This is a genomic window from Paenibacillus sp. J22FR5 (genome assembly GCF_059691975.1).
Genome location: NZ_JCAUAN010000009.1, coordinates 24,243 through 43,074, shown reverse-complemented (window position 1 = coordinate 43,074; position 18,832 = coordinate 24,243). Strand labels below are relative to the sequence as shown.

Genomic DNA, 18,832 nt, shown 5'->3' with positions numbered 1-18,832 from the left:
GATGAATTTTCGGACATTTTCGATAATTACATCGAGCACTACTCTTTTTGATAGTAAAACTGCTATTTACACTTCATTCAGAAAATAATCAAAATTATTATGACTAATCGACACCGATCAACCTCTTTCTAAAAAGTTCACTAACATAAGTCCTTCCCAATCTTCTAAATTTTCATATTGATAGACTTAAACTAACGAAAAGAGTGAATTAGATCGATTTTTACTCCGAATTTTTAAAAGCTGTTTAACTACGCTTGCCCAGAATCTTCTTAAAAAGCAGAATTTAGATGCCAAAAGCAAAGAAGCTAAGCGTAAACTGTGACTAGCTTCTTTTTTATTTCAATATTCACTTTTTTTAAAAACGATGTGACTTGACCTTCACATCGTTTGAGACAGCCTCATTTTTTTGTTCACAGCTATACTTAAAAAGTAGAGATTCTCAATCTAATTTATATTAACTTATTTAACCTCAATGCAGTTAATAAAGGAACTATTTAATTATACTCTATAGTTAAATTTTTTTAAAAACTTCATTAATTATTAACTGGACTTTTTTAAGTTCTTTTAAAGGAAGGCTAGATAATTCTTCATTTATCTGCTCAATTATGAGTTCCTTCTTTGAGGGGGTATATTTCGTTGAAGGTGCATTTTTTAATAAATCAGAAAGAGAGACACCTAATGCTATTGCGATTTTCTCTAAATTGTTAAATGAAATATTATTCTCAGCACGTTCTACTTGACCAATATATGCTGAGTGGAAGCCGGCTTTCTCTGCAAGTTCTTCTTGCGAGAGGCATTTATTCTTTCTTAAGGTACGAATGCGATTCCCGACGGATTTTAAGGCTAATGTAGGATCCATGAATAACACCTCTTATGGACAAGTGTATACAAAGGATCAAAGGTGATACATTGGTATTTGCATTTTAAAAATAAAAAAAAGAAATGCAAGTACGTATATTTTTGAATGATTTGCCTATACAGGTTAATAGGAGGTGAGACTCTATGAATAAAGTCCGACTAAAGATTGCGACTGTAACAAGTAAAGGAGTGCTGCTGGAAAATCTTCTGTATACACATCCGCTAATGATAAAGCATTGTTGGTTTGAATATGCAGAAATGCATGGTAATTGGGAGATTCCCGTATTATTTAACCCATCGGATACTACTAAAATCGTTTTGTTTGATATTAGTAGCAGCGAGCTTTTAATGGCAACAAGTATTGAACAATTTGATATTGATACAGTCATGCAAGAAGCCTACTTTACTGCACTTAGTGAATTAAAAGCTAAATTTTTTGCAAATAAGATTAAGCGTAAGTGAAGAGGGGCTGCTCATTAATGGAGGTAATAGCCGCATACGAATTTTTTTCACTAGATCCGATCTATGATAAAGAGTCTAAGGAAAGTTTAGTAGGATATTTTCTTCGGCTAGCGGAAGCACATAACTGTTTAAGTGGTACATTTTTGAAGTATTTCGCATCTCACTATATCGAAAATAGTAGCATGGGACTTATGTTGGGGCGCGGTGGCGGCCCCCCTTTTTATGTGCGTTCTTATTTAGTTAACGGAGGAGATCAAGGTGCTGGGATTTTCTCGGAAGCATTAGTTAGAGCAACTGGGATAGAGTCTCTGGAACAATTAACTTTGTTGCCCATGCAGCACTTCCTTATTAATTGGCAATTAAACAGCAAAACTAAACGTTGGTGCTCTCAATGTTACAGGGATGCGGAGATGAAAAACAAAACGGAGTTTGAGCATCTATTATGGACATTCCGCTTGGTAAAAGTGTGCCCTATTCATAATATGAGGCTTGAGGAGGTGTGTCCATTTTGCCAAAAAAACAACTATTACATAGAGCATCGTGCTAGAGTAGGTCATTGCTCAAAATGCGAAAGATGGTTGGGAGAAGGAATAACAGAACAGGAGAGAAAAGTGGAGATCTCAAGTTGGGAGTGGTTTGTTAGTAAATCCATCTTGATCTTAATTAACGCAGTACAAGAGCATAGTTTAATGAAATTAACATATGCAATAGATTTCATAAAGTATCTGATTAAATTTCAGTTTAATAATAAAGTCAGCGATTTTGCAAAGTATTTCGGGCTTCCAATAACAAGTATTAATTCATGGATTAGAGAAAAGCATCAGCCGAGCCTAGAGGCGCTACTTCGAATATCGTTCTTCAGTAAAATTCCAATTATCAATATCCTGATGTTTAATAACCACAATGCTTCAGAGATTTTCAAACTGGTAACCACTAGTAATTACGAAGTTTGTAGTAACCGGATTCCTCTAAAAAATAAAAGGATAAGCTTCCAGAAGGAGTTGATTGAGATTCAACTTATGGATATCCTTAAGGAGGATCCATTGTGTAAGAGCTTAAAGCAAATTGCCGAGATATTAGGAATTCACATACTTACATTGAAAAATAATTTTCCTGAAGTATGCTCTGCGGTTGTATACCGTCGAAGAGAAGAGAGAAAGAAGCAAGCAAGGATTAGGCGGGAGCTAATCGTTATACAAACCAAAGAAGCGATGAATTTCTTCTCTTCAAATGATATGCACCCATCCATTCGGCAACTAGAACAATATCATGGTGAGAGGCGCTTTTCAAAGTTGCTGTATCCAGAGACCTACGAAGTTTGGAAAGACTTAAGAGATAAGTTTAATTAGTCTAGCATTTGGCAATGCTAATTAACAAATAAAATAGAATGGAGGAGTACAAATGTACTGGATAAAGGAAAAAAACAAAAATACAACAAAATACAAGTTTCATTAGAAGGCGCCCGATCAATCAAACGATCTGGGCGCCTTTATTATATATATATTAATTAATATATATACAAACATTCTTAGTTAATAAAAATTAAATTCTACGGAGGAGATAAATATGTTAACAAATGCAGAATTCGAAAAATGGTGTATGGATAATCCAATATCAGATGCTGCTAAATCGTATATACAGGATATAAGGCAAGGGGAGCCTATCAGAAGGGTTAAAAGTTTCAAATCAAATGTGACTGGTAACTACTCAAGCAAGAAAATGGGTAGAACAATTCAATTTGAAAGTCATACCTTGGAGCTTCGACATATTTATGCTCTCGAACATGACGATGATGTTCTTGAATATTATGAACAGGCCAAGAGAGTAAAGATGGTGTATATGGATAAAGAGGGTAAAAAGATAGCCCACCCACATACTCCGGACATCTTTGTCCTTCGTAAAAGTTCAGCAGGATATGAAGAATCTAAAATGCTGACTGACATTCTTGCGAAAGTAGAGTTGTATGACGGTTTGTTTGAAGAAACTGAACCTGATATTTGGGTTAGTCCAGCAGGCACTGAAGCAGTTAAGCAACTAGGCTTATACTACAAGGTTAACACAGATATAGATCGTGATGGCTCCAAGACTCTACTATATCGGAATCTGGTCTTTCTTGAGGATTACTTAGGTGACAGTAATTACTTCATTCAGGAGTCAGATTCTAAAGTAGTATATGAAGTAGTTAAGAGTCGGCCAGGAATTCCGCTAATTGATCTGTTAGACGAAACCAGAGAAGCGGGTATTAAGGCGGATACGATTAATTATATGTTGGCCCGAGAGCAAATCTATATCGATATTCGGAAGTATGCTATTGCAGAGCCGCAATTTGCAAAGGTATATATTGATGCAGAGCTAAGTCTTGCGTTAAACGTCGTAGCTACAGATCCATTACCGGCCGTTCAATTTAGACTTACATCGTTAAATCTGTCCTCAGGAGAGAAGTTTCACTGGGAAGGTAATGAATGGACCGTCATAAATGTTGGCGAAAAAAACGTATTTGTAATGGATAATTCTGCAACACCTGTTCAATTGTCCTATGAGTTACTTGAAAAGCTTGTCAAATCGGGGAGTATTCAAGGAATTAGTATTCCAGAGCAAGCCAAAAAGAATGAATTGCTAGCGGGGATATTAGCTAAGGCAGCCACCTTGGATTACGACATTGCAAACGAACGCATGTCAATTCTCAAAAAAGTAAGTAACGGGAATGAAGTAGAAATCCCTGCTCGCACCATTCGATATTGGCAAAAGAGCTTTAAAGACGCTGAGATTGCGTTCGGAATGGGCTACGTTGGTTTATTGCCCAAGCATTACGAAAAGGGGAATCGTGCAAAGCGAATAGAACAGAAAGTTCGTGATTTCATGAAAGAGCATATAAAAAAAGACTATCTTACATTGAAGCAAAAGAGAATCGCGATATCCTATGGTGGGTTCACGAATAAATGTGAGGCTCTAGGATACTTACCGGTTCCATCGTACAAGTCTTTTGTATTGGAAATAAAATCTGAAGACGACAGGCGAAAAATAAGGAAAAGAGAGGGGGAACGTGTAGCATATGACATTGATGTCGCCTACTTTTATCTTGATTATACGACACCTCGTCACGGAGACCGAGTATTTGAAGTAGCCTACATCGACCATACGCAGTTAGATATCGAGTTAATTGATTCCCTTACAGGTGAGGTTATCGGTAAACCATGGCTAACATTTTTAGTCGATGGCTTTAGTCGCCGAATTCTAGCACTGTATGTTTCTTTTGACTCACCTAGTTATAGAAGCAATATGATGGTGATTCGAGAATGTGTTCGAAGATTCTCCAGACTACCAGAGATCCTAGTCGTGGATGGAGGTAAGGATTTTCAAAGTACTTATTTTGATTCTTTACTTGCGATGTACGAAAAAAGTAAAAAGGTGAGACCACCAGGTCAACCACGATTTGGCTCTGTTATTGAACGGATATTCGGAAAAACAAACACACAGTTTATCACTACATTTTGGGGCAATACGCTTGCGTCAAAAAAGGTTCGTAAGATGACAAAAAAAACAAATCCAAAAAATCATGCCATTTGGACCTTGGCAGAATTTAATGAAAAACTGTGTGGGTATGCGTATGAAGTATATGACGGTTTATATCATCCTTCCTTAGGCATGTCACCAGGTGAGACGTTTGATCAGTCCATTATGTTGAGTGGAGATCGAAAAGCACAGTTAATTCCGTACAACGAGGAATTTATTCTGCTGACCTTACCAACAACAATAAAGGGAACAGCGATGGTCCATCCTGTAAACGGAATAAAGATTAACAATATTTATTACAACACTCACCATTTCCGGACACTGAATAAAAGTAAAAAGCAATACCCTGTTCGATTTGATCCGTTTGATATGGGAGTAGCATATGTCTATTTAAATAAAACCTGGGTTAGATGCTACTCCTCCTATCAAGCTATTTTCAAAGGTAGAACGAAGAAAGAAATTGAGTTGATAACAGCAGAAATAAAAAAACGTGGGGAACAAAATCATAGAAAATTCGTAATAAATGCAAAAGTTATTGCGAAGTTCATTATGGAGGTTGAGAAGGAAGAACATATCTTGATGCAGCGTAAAAAGGATTTAGAACGAAGTAAAATGGCTGCAAACTTTAGTTATCCAACTCAAGTAGCTGAAGATGATGAAATTGATGAAGAAGATGAAGATTTCGAGGCATACGAAACGGTTGATGAGGAAGATTCATTTGAAGGGTATGGTGAATTGTAATGTCAATGAACGAAAGATTGCTTAAGCTCTTTCCGCAAGATCTATTAGATAAGCCGATGGAAGAGCGCCAACTGTACTTTAAAGAGAAACGGATTAATCATCCTAAGCTAGCTGAGAAACTTGATGAAACCTTAAAAGCAATTAAGAATGCTACACCTGAGACAATTATTTATGTCTTTGGACCTTCACATGTGGGTAAATCTAAACTTTCAGAAATACTGAAGGAGCGATTAGCGGAAGAAGTAAAAAGCGATTCAAAATATGAAGGGCCATTCAGTGTCGAAATTGTGCCTCCGCAAACGAACAGTAGTTTATGGAAAGATTTCTACATTCGTTTATTACTCGAAGCAAAAGAACCATTAATCGATAAAAAGGTCGTGTACGAAAAAGACCGAATAATCGCAAGTGGTTTTGGGCGGACTTCGGATGCTCCTCAGTTGAGGAGGGCAGCAGAAGCGGTAATGAAACATAGGCACCCTAGAGCCTTAATTCTCGATGAAGCACAGCATTTTACGAAAATTCCTGCAAGTAAGGATGTTCTGGATCAAACAGATAATCTGAAGTCCCTTGTTAACACCACAACAGTTCCAATTGTTTTGATTGGGACATATGAGCTATTGGACATGGCTGATTTAAGTGATCAATTGATAAACCGAAGTGTAGATGTTCATTTTCCAAGATACCATTACGAAGATGAAATTGAGAGGGGGGCATTCAAAAAACTTCTCCTCACATATGAGCAGCATCTGCCTTTGAGAGGCGATTCTAATCTAGAACAGTTTTTCGACTTCTGTTTTGAACGTACCATTGGCTGTGGAGGAGCTCTTCACAAGTTGTTATATCGAGCGCTGGGGTTTGCACTTCTCGAACCGTCAAAGGACGAGAAGATCACAAAAAAGCATCTAGAGAAATCGGCTGTTCCATTAGTGAAAATCAAAAAGCTGCTTGAATTTGCGAACAAAGGGGAGGCTAGACTGATAGAAGTTAAAAAGGGAGCAATGAGCAAGGAAATACGTTCTATGCTTGGAATGTCTCCCGAGGATGACGAGGTCAATCCTAGTAAACGATCAAAACAACCTGGTGTAAGAAAGCCTAAACGTGATAAGACAGGTATCCATCTGGGGGATACGCAAGATGAACAATAACATGAACAAGTTAGATCTATGGATCGATGAAACAATTAGGGGGACATTATTTAGAAGCATCGTTCCAATCGGCTTAGGAACTTCCCAAGTTGAAAGCTTGGGAAGTTACCTCCATCGTTTGGCAGCTGCCCACTCTGTTGAAGCAATAGAATTAATTCGTTATATTCTAAACGCCTCAGGCATGAAGAAGTACAAAAATGGTACTAGCTTTTATAGTCAAAGCACCTATCTTGATGACAGTCGATTTATGATGTTACCGTTAATCAATCGGACCATTGAGATCGCTACTCAAAGGCAAGATATCAATGCTTTAAGTTTGACAAATTGGACAGAAGTCTTAAGTCTAAATCATCTTCACCGTCCGACCTTGGCATGGTGTCCGATGTGTATTAGTGAATGGCTTCAGCATGAACAAGTAGTATACGAACCACTAGAATGGACATTTAAATTAGTTAGTCATTGTTCAAGGCATCTAATTGCTTTATCTGACAAATGCATCAATTGTGGGCACTCTCCGAAGTATTTTGATCAAGGTATGGTGTTAGGGTATTGCCCAAGATGTTATCATAGCCTGACGGATGAGACAGGAGGTGTGTATGAGCAAAACATGAATGAGTTAGATGAAGTGAAAAGGCATATACATATGCTCATTGAAGCTACCTATGCAATGAATGCAGCGCCGTCAAAAACTTGTATTCCTGAAGCGGTGGACACCTATAGAAGAGTTCATTGTAATGGGAAAATTTCAAAACTCTCAAAGATGAGCGGTATTGAGCAATTCTTATTATTGGAAAACTATTTGAGTGAACATCAAATGTCGTTGACACTATGTATTCAATTAGCTGATTTCTTTGGCGTGCAAGCGTATAAACTCCTTGATGAAATGAATCTTCCAGAAGTATTAAAAAGGATTAATAGAACAGAACAACATCTTAATAAGGAGGAGAAATGGAATAAGGAAGAGGTAAGAGATGAGTTGCAACTAATCCTGCATACTGAACCTCCTATCCCTCTTTGTAAAGCGGCTGCAAAATTACATACAAATCATAAAAGGATATCACTTAATTTCCCGGATATTTCCAATAAAATTACGGAGAGGTACAAGGCGTATTGTATAGAGCAAAGAGGCTACTATCCAGGAGATCACTTAAATAAAACAAAGTCTAAATTGGAGATGGAACAACTAGAGCAAGAATTAACTGATTTATATAAGACTTTGAATCCGCCAGAGAGACTGGAAACCATTGCGAAGAGACTTGGTAAGCATAGGCCCATATTAATAAGAGATTTCCCAGAATTGTGCGAAGCAATTAATAACAAGTATTTGGAGTACACACAAATAAATAAACAATATAAGGGCAAGTATCGTGGATATACAAAAGCAGAGATCGAGGAAGTGCTCAATAATAACCTTGCTCAAAATGAAGTTAAGTCAACTAATCAGATCGCTATTGAGCTGGGAGTAAAACAAAGGTTGCTTCTTAATTTGTTCCCAGACTTATATAGCACTACAACAAGCCGTTACCAAGATCAACATAAGGATGCATTAGAGAGAAAACGGTTGGAAGAGGAACAGCAACTCAAAGAGACTATTCTAGAACTTCATCAAATGGATGTGTACCCCTCAACCACAAGGGTAATTTCTAGGATCGGTAAAAATCTATTTACTACGAAGGAATATCAAAGAATTTGGAGTAGGATGCTCGAGGAACTTGGTTATTAAACAAATGGGATTCCCAGAACAGTGTTATATTTTAAAGTTCAATTGTAGTACTTGATACATTTATGGAGGAATAAAATGGAATCTAATACATATAAAAAAATGTTGGATGTAGCTGAAGCAGCAAAATTGATTGGTGTTAGTCGCGATACTGTTTATAGTTTAGTTCGAATAAGACAAGAGGGTTTTCCGTTTGTTCGAGTACGTAATAATTCTTATCCCTAAAGATTCCTTGTTAGAATGGCTTGGAACAAATAAACAAATTGATAGAGAGTACAAGTCAGATAAAGATTTACTGGGTATTATATCTGTTGAAAAAAAGAAAAAGAAAAAAACTTTTACACGAAATGATAGATGTAATCAGACTCCAGTATAAGCCGCTTTTTTCTGACAAGAAAAGGATGCGTCGTTAAAAGTCGTGCTCACGAATTACACAGATATCAGGATTAATTAATATTCTTGTTAGGGTGCCGCGGCTACTCGCCAGAATTAGTAATGATCACTGATGCAACATGGTAGGGTACCTTTTCGTCCAGCTAACGTTAGCATTTAGTATTTCATTTCAATCAAGATAACTATAAGTGCAAATGATCCGACACCACTGAGAGGGATTGGTGTAGTTATGAGTAGAGGGTACCTTATTCATTAATTGCATGCTTCTTATCGAATGCCCGTTGGGTGAAGTACCCGACAATAGTAACCAGCAGAAGGAACCATAACGTGAATTGGACCCATGGGGGGGGGGGCATTTTTAATGCATAAAATATTCTTGATGCAGAAAAAAGTTAGCTATTCTCCAAGATGATCGAAATGTCCATATTGGCATAAAAGGTATAGCGTCGTTGGGCTCATTTCAAATTGCTCTTCTATTGTCAGGATGGCAGGTTTGGCTCAAACAGACTCATTATTGAAACTCATGTTAAACCTTGGAAGCTTGCTCAGTATACCATGAGTCGCTTTTTCACATCTTCGTATGCGTGGAAGATATTCGGGAAAAAGCGTGTTTACGTCTTCAGCAAGATGAACAAACGCAGATGAATTCATTGAGTTATTTGAAGCAGATCATGAAATACCAGCTTAAAAATGATAGATAGAACCCGGTAAGGATGTGTTAAAGATGGTAAAACGGGATCATTGTTTATTGAGTCAAGAATATCACTACAAAAGTGCTGGCGACAAGAAATAAAGTGAGTAATAAGTTATGAAGGCAAGGTAGCCCCGGCGTAGGTTGCCTTAGAGGAATTTTGCGAAAGTTGTCGAAAAGGAGATTAAGAAAATTATTCCAATTCATTCTTATGTATCTTTGAAATGTGGAGGGTTATATGAATTTTAATATTGATGATGCGTTAAGTCACGTTGTGAGTCCTAAGACAAAAGATTATCTTAGAGAGGTGGTATCAAGTTATTATAACGGGAATTACAGAGCTTGCGTTGTCTCTCTACACACAGTAGTAATCATTGATTTTCTTGATAAGATAGTTAAGCTCAGTGATCTGTATTCAGAGGAGCGAGCTATGAAATGTCTGGGGGATATTGGAGAAATAAGAAAAGATAATGCACGCTATTCTGATATTGAGAAGAGAATAGTTCTGTGCATTGAAACAGTTGGCCTTATAAATAAAATTGAAAAGCGCCAATATGAAGAACTAAGGTATGCTCGAAATGCTGCGGCTCATCCAGTTCTTAATGACGAATACGAAATAATTGATCCAACAAAAGAACAGGCATTAGCACATATAAGGAATATGTTTGATAGTGTTTTTACTCGAGATATCGTATTATCTGAAAGTATACTAGACGATTTTAGGTTAGACATTTGTGATTACTATGAACGGCAACCTGATTTACGAAGTTATGAAACATTTTTACATAACAAGTACTACAAGAGATTTAATATTAAAGCAAAAATAGAATTATTTAAGTTAATTTGGAAATCTGCATTTTATCTAGAAGATGAAAAATGCAAACAAAATAGACAGGTTATTTTAGAAACGTTAATACTTTTTTGCATGTGGGATAAAGAGTTGTTTCTGAAGACATTTAAAGATCAGAATGAAAGATTGACTAACAGGATAAGTATTTCTGAAGAGGTAAAATTTGATGGTGAAAATTTTTGGGTAAGTCAATCACTTGCACTAGTAAAGTTTCTATCAGTTAATCCAGAGTTCTATTCGCATTTTCCGGAGTACGTTAGAGTCCAAATTGAGAATTTGTGTAAAAAGGATCCCAACTTATGCTTACATGCAATTTTTATTTATAAAGATGAGGAAGCTCTTATTCATGGAGTTTTTCAGTGCATAGAAGAATTAAAAATACGAACACCTATCTTGAAAGACAAAGCATTCCTGCAAAAATATGAGCTATACAAACATAGTATTGGTTCACTTATGAGGGAATACATTAGCAAGTACTATGAGAATAATACAAATTCTAATACCTACATTTATGACTATGATTACATTAATAATATTTATAATGGGCTACTACAACATGTATTAAACGATTATAGCGAATCTGAGTTGTTAAGGTTATTAGAATTAACAGGTCATAGAAGTAACTATAAGGATGCAAATACAAATATTTCATTTAAGCAGCAACTTAGAAGAATTATTTCAGAGAAGAATTATGGAGTTGATGTGAATCGTTATATTGTTCTTTCATAGGGCGCTTCAATATAAGAAACCAACCCGCTATCTAGTAGAAGCGGTTTTTTTAGTTATTTGTCTGCTTTCAGCACACAGGCCGGTATTTCTCATTGACGTATCTTAATGCGCGTATTATTCTTACTATAGCAAACTAATTTAAATATTTTAAATGGATTCTCGAAAGTGAGGCAACCTATGGGTGTCAAACAAGCCAAAGGCGGAGACGCCGTCAAGGTGTCCCATGATTTCCTGTTAAGCTGCGCAAAGAACACTGAACTCACTAAGAAAAGCTATAAAGTTCTTTTCTTTATGTTAACGCGTATCTCGTCCAAACGCCTGCAGCCGATAAGTCAAAAAGAGATCGGTGAAGTGTTGAAGATGGACAAATCTTCCGTATCCCTCGCTATCAAAAGCTTGGTGGAGGCAGGGTATTTGACATATTTACCTGCTTTTCATCTTTGCCAATTCACAGACCCGGTCGATGAAGAAGAATGGGAGTAACATAAGGAGGCAACGCATGAGCAAGAAAAAACGAAAGATTGGCAATCGCGTCAAAGGCTTTACCGAAACACTAGCACATTTAATTGACCTGAAGGAAGACTTTGAGGCGCATCATGATACCTTTAGAAAGAAAATCGATGCGGCACTATTGATTTCCGATCCCGTCCGAAGAAGGCAACACATAGCGCGCGTAAGATACGCCTTATTCGGATTCCAGGTAGATGTGGTCCATACTGCAAAGATGGCACTGAAACATTACCCTGACCGCCTCGAGCTCGAGAAGGATGCATACAAAGACAAGATGACCCTCTTCCTTGATGAGTTAGATGTGTTAAAAAATAGCCTCGTTGAGTTAGAGAAAATTAGGGGCAAATCCGCACACCCATCGTATACCTACTCGGGCTGGGAAATTCTCGAAAAGCGAAAGAGAATCGCTTTGTATATCGATAGGCTCGTTGACCAGTTGACAAAAACGCTAGAAGAGGGATATGGTTTATCGGATATTACCATCGATGATTTGGTTCGGCTCAAGCGTCAACGAGAGCTAGACAATGATCTCGACGCGACGCGGCGTGTACAAGCCCGCATGCTTGAAAACAGCTTAAAACAAAGCCAACGCAAATGGCAATCGAATTACACACGGATTGTACCCAAAGTGAACGGGCCATTTTGGCGCGGATAATGACTTGCCAACGTTCGGCATGTGGTTAGCAATTAAGAGGAAGGAGTGCGGAATGGAAAAGCTTTTAAATGGAAGTTCTATTGAACAGTTAACAGAGTCACTCATTGACATTTTACATGTATCCATGACAGATATTCATGATTTTGTACAGAGTCAGCAGTATCGAATCGCAGAAAAAAATGGCGGCATTTATTATGATAATTTGTCATTCGAAGTTATTAAAGACCATTTCCACCTGGAGATCGACAACATTTTGATTGATGGGATTACCGTCAGCCATGTGTCGGCAATCTTGGATCCACAATCCTTTTACGACCACGGCATGCTGAGTCTAAAAGATCTTTTCGTTATTGAAACACCTTTTAAAACTTTTTTGCGGGAGTTCGGAATTGATCTTTTAATTGAGGAAGACAATCTCCTTTCCATTCGTAGAGGAGACCACAAGGTTTCCTCTGGCCATTTGAATCTTCGCATGACGAGTGATCGGTGCATCAATGGGTTCTTGTTTGGTGACAATCCCGAAAAAATAGAGGATGTTGAAGAAATGCTCAAATGTCCCGAGTTTGTTTTGGACATTGGGCAGCACATTTTTTTTTCGCGGGACTTGGAGGAAGCTTGGAAGTCTCGGGCAACCCCGTCCGTGATAACATTCAAGGCATTATTTTCTGAACTCGATTCGAGCACGTTTGACACCGACGATTCGGATGATGTGAAAAGACAGTTGATTACCACGGCATTCGAGAAACTTCTGTTTCACTCGTGTGGGTGTGACAATAACAACCCTATGATCTACTTAAAAGAAGAAGTCAGTATAGGGGCTGACCGTATTTTGAGCATACGAGAAATTTAGATCAAAAACGTTAGAAACACCTGCCTCCTCGACTGGAAGGCAAGGTGTTTTTTCATTCAGAACGGTGGAAATGATGATTTGCTTTTGATTTCAATAAAGACATTCAACGTAGCAATCTTTGATTCGAATTGGCATGGACAGGTAGCTTCTAACTGAGTATTTCTATATGAATTTAAAGGATGGAAGAAAAGAGTTTGGCTTGAACCTAAATGTAAAGAAGGTGTCTTGAGAAGCTGATCATTGTTTAATATGAAACATTTTCCAACATAGTGCGTATAAAACAAGTGCTGTAAGATATTAAATACATACATAGGGGGAAATAGAAGAAATGAAAAGAAAGTTATTGATCGTTGGTACTTTGTCAGTTTTATCTGGGATTTTGCTTTCGGGATGTACGAATGAAAAAACTCAGACTGCTACGGTTCCGTCACCAGCAATAACAGCTTCTCAAGCAGCTACACCAACTTCGTCTGTAGCAGCAGCTACAAAAGTATCAGATGAGGAAATCAAACACTTCAACGAGTATGTGAGGAATATCAAAGGAGCAAATTTCTTGAAAAGTGCTAGTATCGACGGCAATAGAGCACTTGTTGTATATGCATCGTATAAAGATTATGCTGCAACCAAAAGCGATAAGCCTCCAGTTGACGAGAAGACATTTAACGATTATTGGTTAACTGGAGATGCAATTAGGAAAGTACTAATGGAGGAAAGTGTACGAATACTGAGAGAGATTCCAAATTTAGGTGAAGTTAAAATAGTCACAGCTCAGTTTAGTGGAAAAAAACAGTCAGTTACTTTGGATAGGAAAAAAGCAGAGACTTTTTATAAAATTAACTTGAAGGATCTGTCCGATGATAAAGAATTAAAATTGTGGAAAGAAAAAGTGGTTACACAGTTTACGAAAGAGAACAGAGATAAATTTGAAAAAGAATTTATCAAAGCTGAATAAACTATATTCCGTGTCACTCTTTCTGGAATGGAATTATAACTCGTCGTCATTATTAAATTGATGTTAGTGAAGGAAGGAATTAGAATGCAATTTAAACTGGATCAAACTATACATGGCGTTAAAATAGGTGCTGTAAAAAACCGCTCTCATGTTACCAAATCAGCATTAGCATCATTACGCCTTGCTCTCAAAGCATATTTTAATACCTACTATGCAGCACATAAAAAGCGGATTATTGATGACATGAGCATCTTACCCGACCATACTTTATATGAAATTAGTCAGGATAAAATCGATAGCTTGTGTGAAGACATAGATTATCAAGAATTGTACATGCAAACTATCTTTCACTTTCATCATTTCTTTGAACTTTTACTTAAAGACGTCCTAAAGTCGGTTCATCCAAATTTGGACCTTAAGATTTCTCTAGACGGCGGCGATTCAATTAAAATACTAGACATTCTTCAGAATATAGGCAGCGCTGATATTTTACATGACAATACAGTAGAATTCGGCAACGCCTTAGATCGTGTATGCAATCTTATTAACCATGTTGATGGGGTCCCTATTGTCGTTAAGACCATTCGAGACAATAAGGTTACATTAAACGATCTTAATGTTTTGCGTAACCGTGGTTGGCACAAAGGTATTTTTGTCCTACGTATTACCGAGCTTGACCAATTTGTTTCACAGAATATTTTGCCGCTTGTCATTCGGGTGACCCAACAAACTGAATATAATAAACTACAACGGTTCTGGAAGTATAATGAATCAGCAGATCTCGATCCAATTAATGAAATTATTAAATCAGGTCAATCCAGACCTATAAATTACAAACGTATTGCATTCTTTAAAACATATGGAAGTGCATGCTACAACTTACGCGATTGGAATTTGGACCTATCTGATATTCTCGATAAAGCGAAGGCAATTGTAGAAGCTGTTCATGATTTAAACTTGGATACTTGTTATGTTTGCAAAGAACATACGTTAATTGTAAGCACTATCAGTGACCACGAAATCGACAACGAAGGGGCTTATTTAGGATCTTGGTGGAATACCACAGCTGCCGAATGCTTAAACTGTCGGTTATCTGTTTATCCTGACGTTGGTGAACCGAGAAAATATAGAGCCTCTCACTCCAAACTTTGGAACTCTGGTGAATACTAAGTTTATAAAAAAATTCCTATTCTGAAAGAAAATGTGATACACCATTGTGCGAAATGTCAGGTGGCATACTATGAAAATAATGATCAAATTGCATCAAGTATATAACTATATAACTAAAGATAAGGAGTGTATACACTATGGGTTTAAAAGTGAAGGTAGTGAATAGCCAAGAGATTGATAGTTTTTTAGCTACTCTTACTGCATCGCAGTTTGTTTCAATTTCAACTGTTCTATATAATGGTGATTTGCTACATACTATCGTGTACCAATAGTGTACAAATAATGAGTAGTCACGAAGAAGAAAGTTTAGAATGATATTATATATAGTATTGAGTAAAGCGAAGGGTCCATAACCTTTTTGCTTTTTTTTCTTTCCAGAAAGTTGACTGGTTAGCCGGGCAACGTGGCCTTCCACTAAATAAGGAGCGGGTTCTTATTTTTTCATAAATGTATTCTGGTACGAGGAACATGTATATCTGACACTTTTTAAAGTTTAATTTAGCACTAGGCTGCCAAAGAATATTGAATCAATATATTGTCGAATATTGGAAGGGATATACATTGCAATGTAGTATATATATTATACGAATGCAATATAGACATTAAAGGGTGAGTCAGCTCAATGGACAAATATAAAACGTTTGATGGTGAACCAGATATAGAAATCAGACATATGGTTCGCCTCCATAGTGACGGTGCCATCTACCGAGTCCGTGACATTCGCTTGGGCAGTAAAGTAGAAATGGAATATCTGCTCCAACGCGGTAAAAACGGAATACTTATCGATTGGGTAAAACGAGAGCACTTCACTGCATTGGAGGATGCTTAACAGATGTAATACAACGGGACCGGAATGATTTTGGATCAAGATGGTTTCTAACCAGTAATAAAATCTTGATTCTATAAATGCGAGAAGGGAGTAGATGTACATTGGCCAAAGTCGATTGGATCCAACTGGAGTTTTCGCCGGCTGCTATCCTTTCGGATATTACGAATTGCGTTTCCTACCCGACGGAAAAGCCGTATATACCTGCGATGGAGAGGATTTGTTTTTGATCTGACTAATTGATACCAGTGGTTCATTTCCAAGCGCATCGATCAGAAACTCTCAAAGATAATTCTCGTGCGTCCGTGGGAATATGAACCAGATCCACATCTTAATAGCTGTATTGTTGCCTGAGAGTCTACTCAAGCCAGAAATCGCCACCTGACGAAAAACGAGGAGAAAAGAAACACGAGGATGTCTACCATAAAGGTACGTGTCGCCTTTTTCATACACATTAAATGGTGACCGCCAGTTTTATCAGTCACTACGTCATGGTGCTTGGCAGATGAATTTATTGCAAACCCAGATGGAAGGGAGGATAACAACATGTATGTAGCTGTCACCAATACCGGTGAAAAAATTATACCATTCGAATTTATAAATGAGAATGACATTCGGTTGCTGTCTGAGGGTAAACATTTACAGTGTCCGGAATGCGGGGATAGAGTTATCTTTCATTCGGGTCCAAGACGAATGGGGCACTTCAAACACTGGAGAATTCGAGAATGCGAAAATGATTGGGAGCCTGAAACCGAAGAACACATCAAAGGAAAGCTCTTGCTATATTCTTACTTAAAAGAAAAGTATCCGCAAGCACAGGTGCAATTTGAATATAAAATTATCGAAACTAATCAACGAGCTGACGTTATATGTATTCATCCAAATGGAGAGCGCTGGGCGTTTGAAATACAGTGTTCCGAAATACCAGGTGAAGATTGGTGGAACAGGCATCAACTCTACAAATCAGCAGGTATTAGAGACTTCTGGTTGTTAGGGGAGTCCGTGCATCGAGTAGGTCGATCACAACATGAAATTGACCCTTTAAAACATAAATTTGTTTCGCTCCCAAAAGAAATCTTTTTAAAGCATGGTGCCGTTTATTTCCTGAATGTTGAAACAAGGGAAGTTCGCTTGCTCTTTAAAATGAATGCAGCATATCACTACCATTGGGATACGACATTCATCATTGAAAGTGTAACAGATGACCTTCAACAGTTGTTTTCGTATAAACATTACTTGGTAAACGAAGCTTTGTATAAGAAAATGGTTTCATTTGAAGAAGCTGAACTCAAACGCAAAGAAGAAGAAGAAAAAGCGCGGCTAAAAAATTTAAAAAAAGAGGAAAGAGAAGAGCGAGATCGTGCGAAGATGCGAGAGTCCGTAGGGAATCGAAACAAAATAGCCGTCATCGATGCGAAAACAATTCTTCATGAAAAAATATCTTTAACAGACATCACAGCAATGATTAAACGAGAACAAGATAAAAAGCTCTTTCTCAACCTTCTTCAAAAACACCAACTTTGTGACGATAATTTCCCAGGTTTCCTTAAGGTATGGACGTACTCCGGGCACCTTATCCAAGTCCCCGCTGCGGTTTGGCAGCTTTGGTTATATGATAAATTCATTTTTAACCGAATTGAAAATAAAGCGTGGATTCCTACGATAAAAGAAGAATTAGCGAAGGTGTTTAAAGTTACCTATGTACCCAAAGGGGATACCATTCACTTTTCCTTTGCTATTTGGAATTTCTTTAAAGCTCTCGGATGTATCGGTTTTACCATTCAACTTGGGGCTCAAAATGGAAACTACCAAGAAATCTTATATGATAAAATACCGGATATTGAAGACAGAATTTTGAATAGACGGGTTGCAATCTCGTTATCGTACATGGCTCAAAAGGACATCTATAACGGGGATGACCTCTTCTCAAGAGAAATAGTGAAGCAAGAACGTCAGGTTTTCTTTCAGCTATGTGATGAATACAAAAAGAGGATGCAACCGGAGATAAAGAAGAGATTGCAAGAGCAAAGAATGCAGATTCACCAAGCTGACCATTTGAAAAATCTAGTATACACCCTTAATATCCATCTTGCACAAGGCGACATCGAGTTAAATAAAAAATGTACGGATTTTCTCATAACAACCTACAAGAATTTCAACAAAATCAAGACCTTCTCAGAAAACCAGATCATATTTATTAATCGAATAAAAGCCGATGCACAAAAGCAAATGGAAGAACCGATTAACATTCGAACTGCGAAGGTCAAGGTGCCAAATAGCAATAGATACATCTATAGACACTACGATTTTCGTGGAAAATGGTAGTAAAGATTGTATTTGAAAACTCATATAGAAAAAAGTATGTCACGAATCATTCGAGACTTCAGAGTCAAGAGGGAACTATGCGAAGCCTGGAATGATCAAACAAAAGAATACTTCACATGGCATTATGACCATTTTTCAAACAAAAAAAGTAGACCGTACCGCCGGTAGCTAACTACGCATCACAACTATAGGGGGCATTTGCTATGAAAAAGACATTCACCAGTTTAGACATATAACAAGGAGGAATTCATTTGACCAGCAACAAAGCAGTTATACTGAATAGATATACAGGGATTGAGGGTCTGGGACTATCTAAAATATCTATACCTGGAATAGGGAGTAATGAAGTATTGATTAAGGTACATGCTGCTTCGATTAATCCAGCCGACTTACTCTTTCTTAATATTAAATGCAACCCAGCAAGGCTAAATCCATAGGAGCA

15 protein-coding genes are annotated in these 18,832 nt (G+C 37.5%); 14 read left to right on the top strand and 1 reads right to left on the bottom strand.

Features of this window, described 5'->3' with window-relative positions:
- Nucleotides 1–511: 511 nt before the first annotated feature.
- A complete protein-coding gene (locus AC58P7_RS14295) occupies nucleotides 512–859 on the bottom strand; it encodes a helix-turn-helix domain-containing protein (protein ID WP_497343839.1) in 348 nt (115 codons plus the stop codon).
- A 143-nt stretch (nucleotides 860–1,002) separates the two neighbouring features.
- Between AC58P7_RS14295 and AC58P7_RS14290 the strand changes: the two genes are divergently transcribed.
- From AC58P7_RS14290 to AC58P7_RS14225, 14 genes are all read left to right on the top strand, one after another.
- Nucleotides 1,003–1,320, top strand: a complete 318-nt coding sequence (locus tag AC58P7_RS14290) for a Mu transposase C-terminal domain-containing protein (protein ID WP_497343837.1) — start codon at nucleotides 1,003–1,005, stop codon at nucleotides 1,318–1,320.
- A 17-nt stretch (nucleotides 1,321–1,337) separates the two neighbouring features.
- Entirely contained in the window at nucleotides 1,338–2,669 is a 1,332-nt protein-coding gene (locus AC58P7_RS14285) for a TniQ family protein (RefSeq protein WP_497343835.1), read from the top strand.
- A gap of 217 nt (nucleotides 2,670–2,886) precedes the next feature.
- Nucleotides 2,887–5,574, top strand: coding sequence for a TnsB C-terminal domain-containing protein (locus tag AC58P7_RS14280; RefSeq protein ID WP_497343833.1), 2,688 nt, complete (start codon nucleotides 2,887–2,889; stop codon nucleotides 5,572–5,574).
- A gap of 5 nt (nucleotides 5,575–5,579) precedes the next feature.
- The gene (locus AC58P7_RS14275) at nucleotides 5,580–6,719 is read left to right on the top strand and encodes an AAA family ATPase (protein ID WP_497343831.1); all 1,140 of its coding nucleotides are present in this window, start codon (nucleotides 5,580–5,582) and stop codon (nucleotides 6,717–6,719) included.
- Complete coding sequence (locus tag AC58P7_RS14270; RefSeq protein WP_497343829.1) at nucleotides 6,709–8,442, top strand: TniQ family protein; 1,734 nt, start codon at nucleotides 6,709–6,711, stop codon at nucleotides 8,440–8,442. Before AC58P7_RS14275 ends, AC58P7_RS14270 begins: the two co-directional genes overlap by 11 nt.
- 75 nt (nucleotides 8,443–8,517) lie before the next feature.
- Entirely contained in the window at nucleotides 8,518–8,664 is a 147-nt protein-coding gene (locus tag AC58P7_RS14265) for a helix-turn-helix domain-containing protein (RefSeq protein WP_497343827.1), read from the top strand.
- A gap of 1,097 nt (nucleotides 8,665–9,761) precedes the next feature.
- Nucleotides 9,762–11,102 (top strand): hypothetical protein, encoded by a 1,341-nt coding sequence (locus AC58P7_RS14260; protein WP_497343825.1) that lies wholly within the window; start codon nucleotides 9,762–9,764, stop codon nucleotides 11,100–11,102.
- A gap of 177 nt (nucleotides 11,103–11,279) precedes the next feature.
- A complete protein-coding gene (locus AC58P7_RS14255; protein ID WP_497343823.1) occupies nucleotides 11,280–11,585 on the top strand; it encodes a MarR family transcriptional regulator in 306 nt (101 codons plus the stop codon).
- A gap of 16 nt (nucleotides 11,586–11,601) precedes the next feature.
- On the top strand, nucleotides 11,602–12,267 hold the full coding sequence (locus AC58P7_RS14250; protein WP_497343821.1) for a hypothetical protein: 666 nt from the start codon (nucleotides 11,602–11,604) through the stop codon (nucleotides 12,265–12,267).
- 52 nt (nucleotides 12,268–12,319) lie between these two features.
- Nucleotides 12,320–13,117, top strand: coding sequence for a hypothetical protein (locus AC58P7_RS14245; protein ID WP_497343819.1), 798 nt, complete (start codon nucleotides 12,320–12,322; stop codon nucleotides 13,115–13,117).
- A gap of 328 nt (nucleotides 13,118–13,445) precedes the next feature.
- Nucleotides 13,446–14,069 (top strand): hypothetical protein, encoded by a 624-nt coding sequence (locus AC58P7_RS14240; protein ID WP_497343817.1) that lies wholly within the window; start codon nucleotides 13,446–13,448, stop codon nucleotides 14,067–14,069.
- A gap of 84 nt (nucleotides 14,070–14,153) precedes the next feature.
- Complete coding sequence (locus tag AC58P7_RS14235; protein ID WP_497343815.1) at nucleotides 14,154–15,239, top strand: hypothetical protein; 1,086 nt, start codon at nucleotides 14,154–14,156, stop codon at nucleotides 15,237–15,239.
- Between the two features lie 622 nt (nucleotides 15,240–15,861).
- The gene (locus AC58P7_RS14230; protein ID WP_497343813.1) at nucleotides 15,862–16,068 is read left to right on the top strand and encodes a hypothetical protein; all 207 of its coding nucleotides are present in this window, start codon (nucleotides 15,862–15,864) and stop codon (nucleotides 16,066–16,068) included.
- A gap of 543 nt (nucleotides 16,069–16,611) precedes the next feature.
- The gene (locus AC58P7_RS14225; RefSeq protein ID WP_497343811.1) at nucleotides 16,612–18,390 is read left to right on the top strand and encodes a competence protein CoiA; all 1,779 of its coding nucleotides are present in this window, start codon (nucleotides 16,612–16,614) and stop codon (nucleotides 18,388–18,390) included.
- The last annotated feature ends 442 nt before the right edge of the window (nucleotides 18,391–18,832 follow it).

Coding starts and splice junctions, on each gene's coding strand:
- AC58P7_RS14265 (WP_497343827.1), top strand. CDS start 8,518: ATGGAATCTAATACATATAAAAAAATGTTGGATGTAGCTGAAGCAGCA.
- AC58P7_RS14280 (WP_497343833.1), top strand. CDS start 2,887: ATGTTAACAAATGCAGAATTCGAAAAATGGTGTATGGATAATCCAATA.
- AC58P7_RS14285 (WP_497343835.1), top strand. CDS start 1,338: ATGGAGGTAATAGCCGCATACGAATTTTTTTCACTAGATCCGATCTAT.
- AC58P7_RS14235 (WP_497343815.1), top strand. CDS start 14,154: ATGCAATTTAAACTGGATCAAACTATACATGGCGTTAAAATAGGTGCT.
- AC58P7_RS14245 (WP_497343819.1), top strand. CDS start 12,320: ATGGAAAAGCTTTTAAATGGAAGTTCTATTGAACAGTTAACAGAGTCA.
- AC58P7_RS14230 (WP_497343813.1), top strand. CDS start 15,862: ATGGACAAATATAAAACGTTTGATGGTGAACCAGATATAGAAATCAGA.
- AC58P7_RS14225 (WP_497343811.1), top strand. CDS start 16,612: ATGTATGTAGCTGTCACCAATACCGGTGAAAAAATTATACCATTCGAA.
- AC58P7_RS14240 (WP_497343817.1), top strand. CDS start 13,446: ATGAAAAGAAAGTTATTGATCGTTGGTACTTTGTCAGTTTTATCTGGG.
- AC58P7_RS14250 (WP_497343821.1), top strand. CDS start 11,602: ATGAGCAAGAAAAAACGAAAGATTGGCAATCGCGTCAAAGGCTTTACC.
- AC58P7_RS14255 (WP_497343823.1), top strand. CDS start 11,280: ATGGGTGTCAAACAAGCCAAAGGCGGAGACGCCGTCAAGGTGTCCCAT.
- AC58P7_RS14275 (WP_497343831.1), top strand. CDS start 5,580: ATGAACGAAAGATTGCTTAAGCTCTTTCCGCAAGATCTATTAGATAAG.
- AC58P7_RS14270 (WP_497343829.1), top strand. CDS start 6,709: ATGAACAATAACATGAACAAGTTAGATCTATGGATCGATGAAACAATT.
- AC58P7_RS14295 (WP_497343839.1), bottom strand. CDS start 859: ATGGATCCTACATTAGCCTTAAAATCCGTCGGGAATCGCATTCGTACC.
- AC58P7_RS14290 (WP_497343837.1), top strand. CDS start 1,003: ATGAATAAAGTCCGACTAAAGATTGCGACTGTAACAAGTAAAGGAGTG.
- AC58P7_RS14260 (WP_497343825.1), top strand. CDS start 9,762: ATGAATTTTAATATTGATGATGCGTTAAGTCACGTTGTGAGTCCTAAG.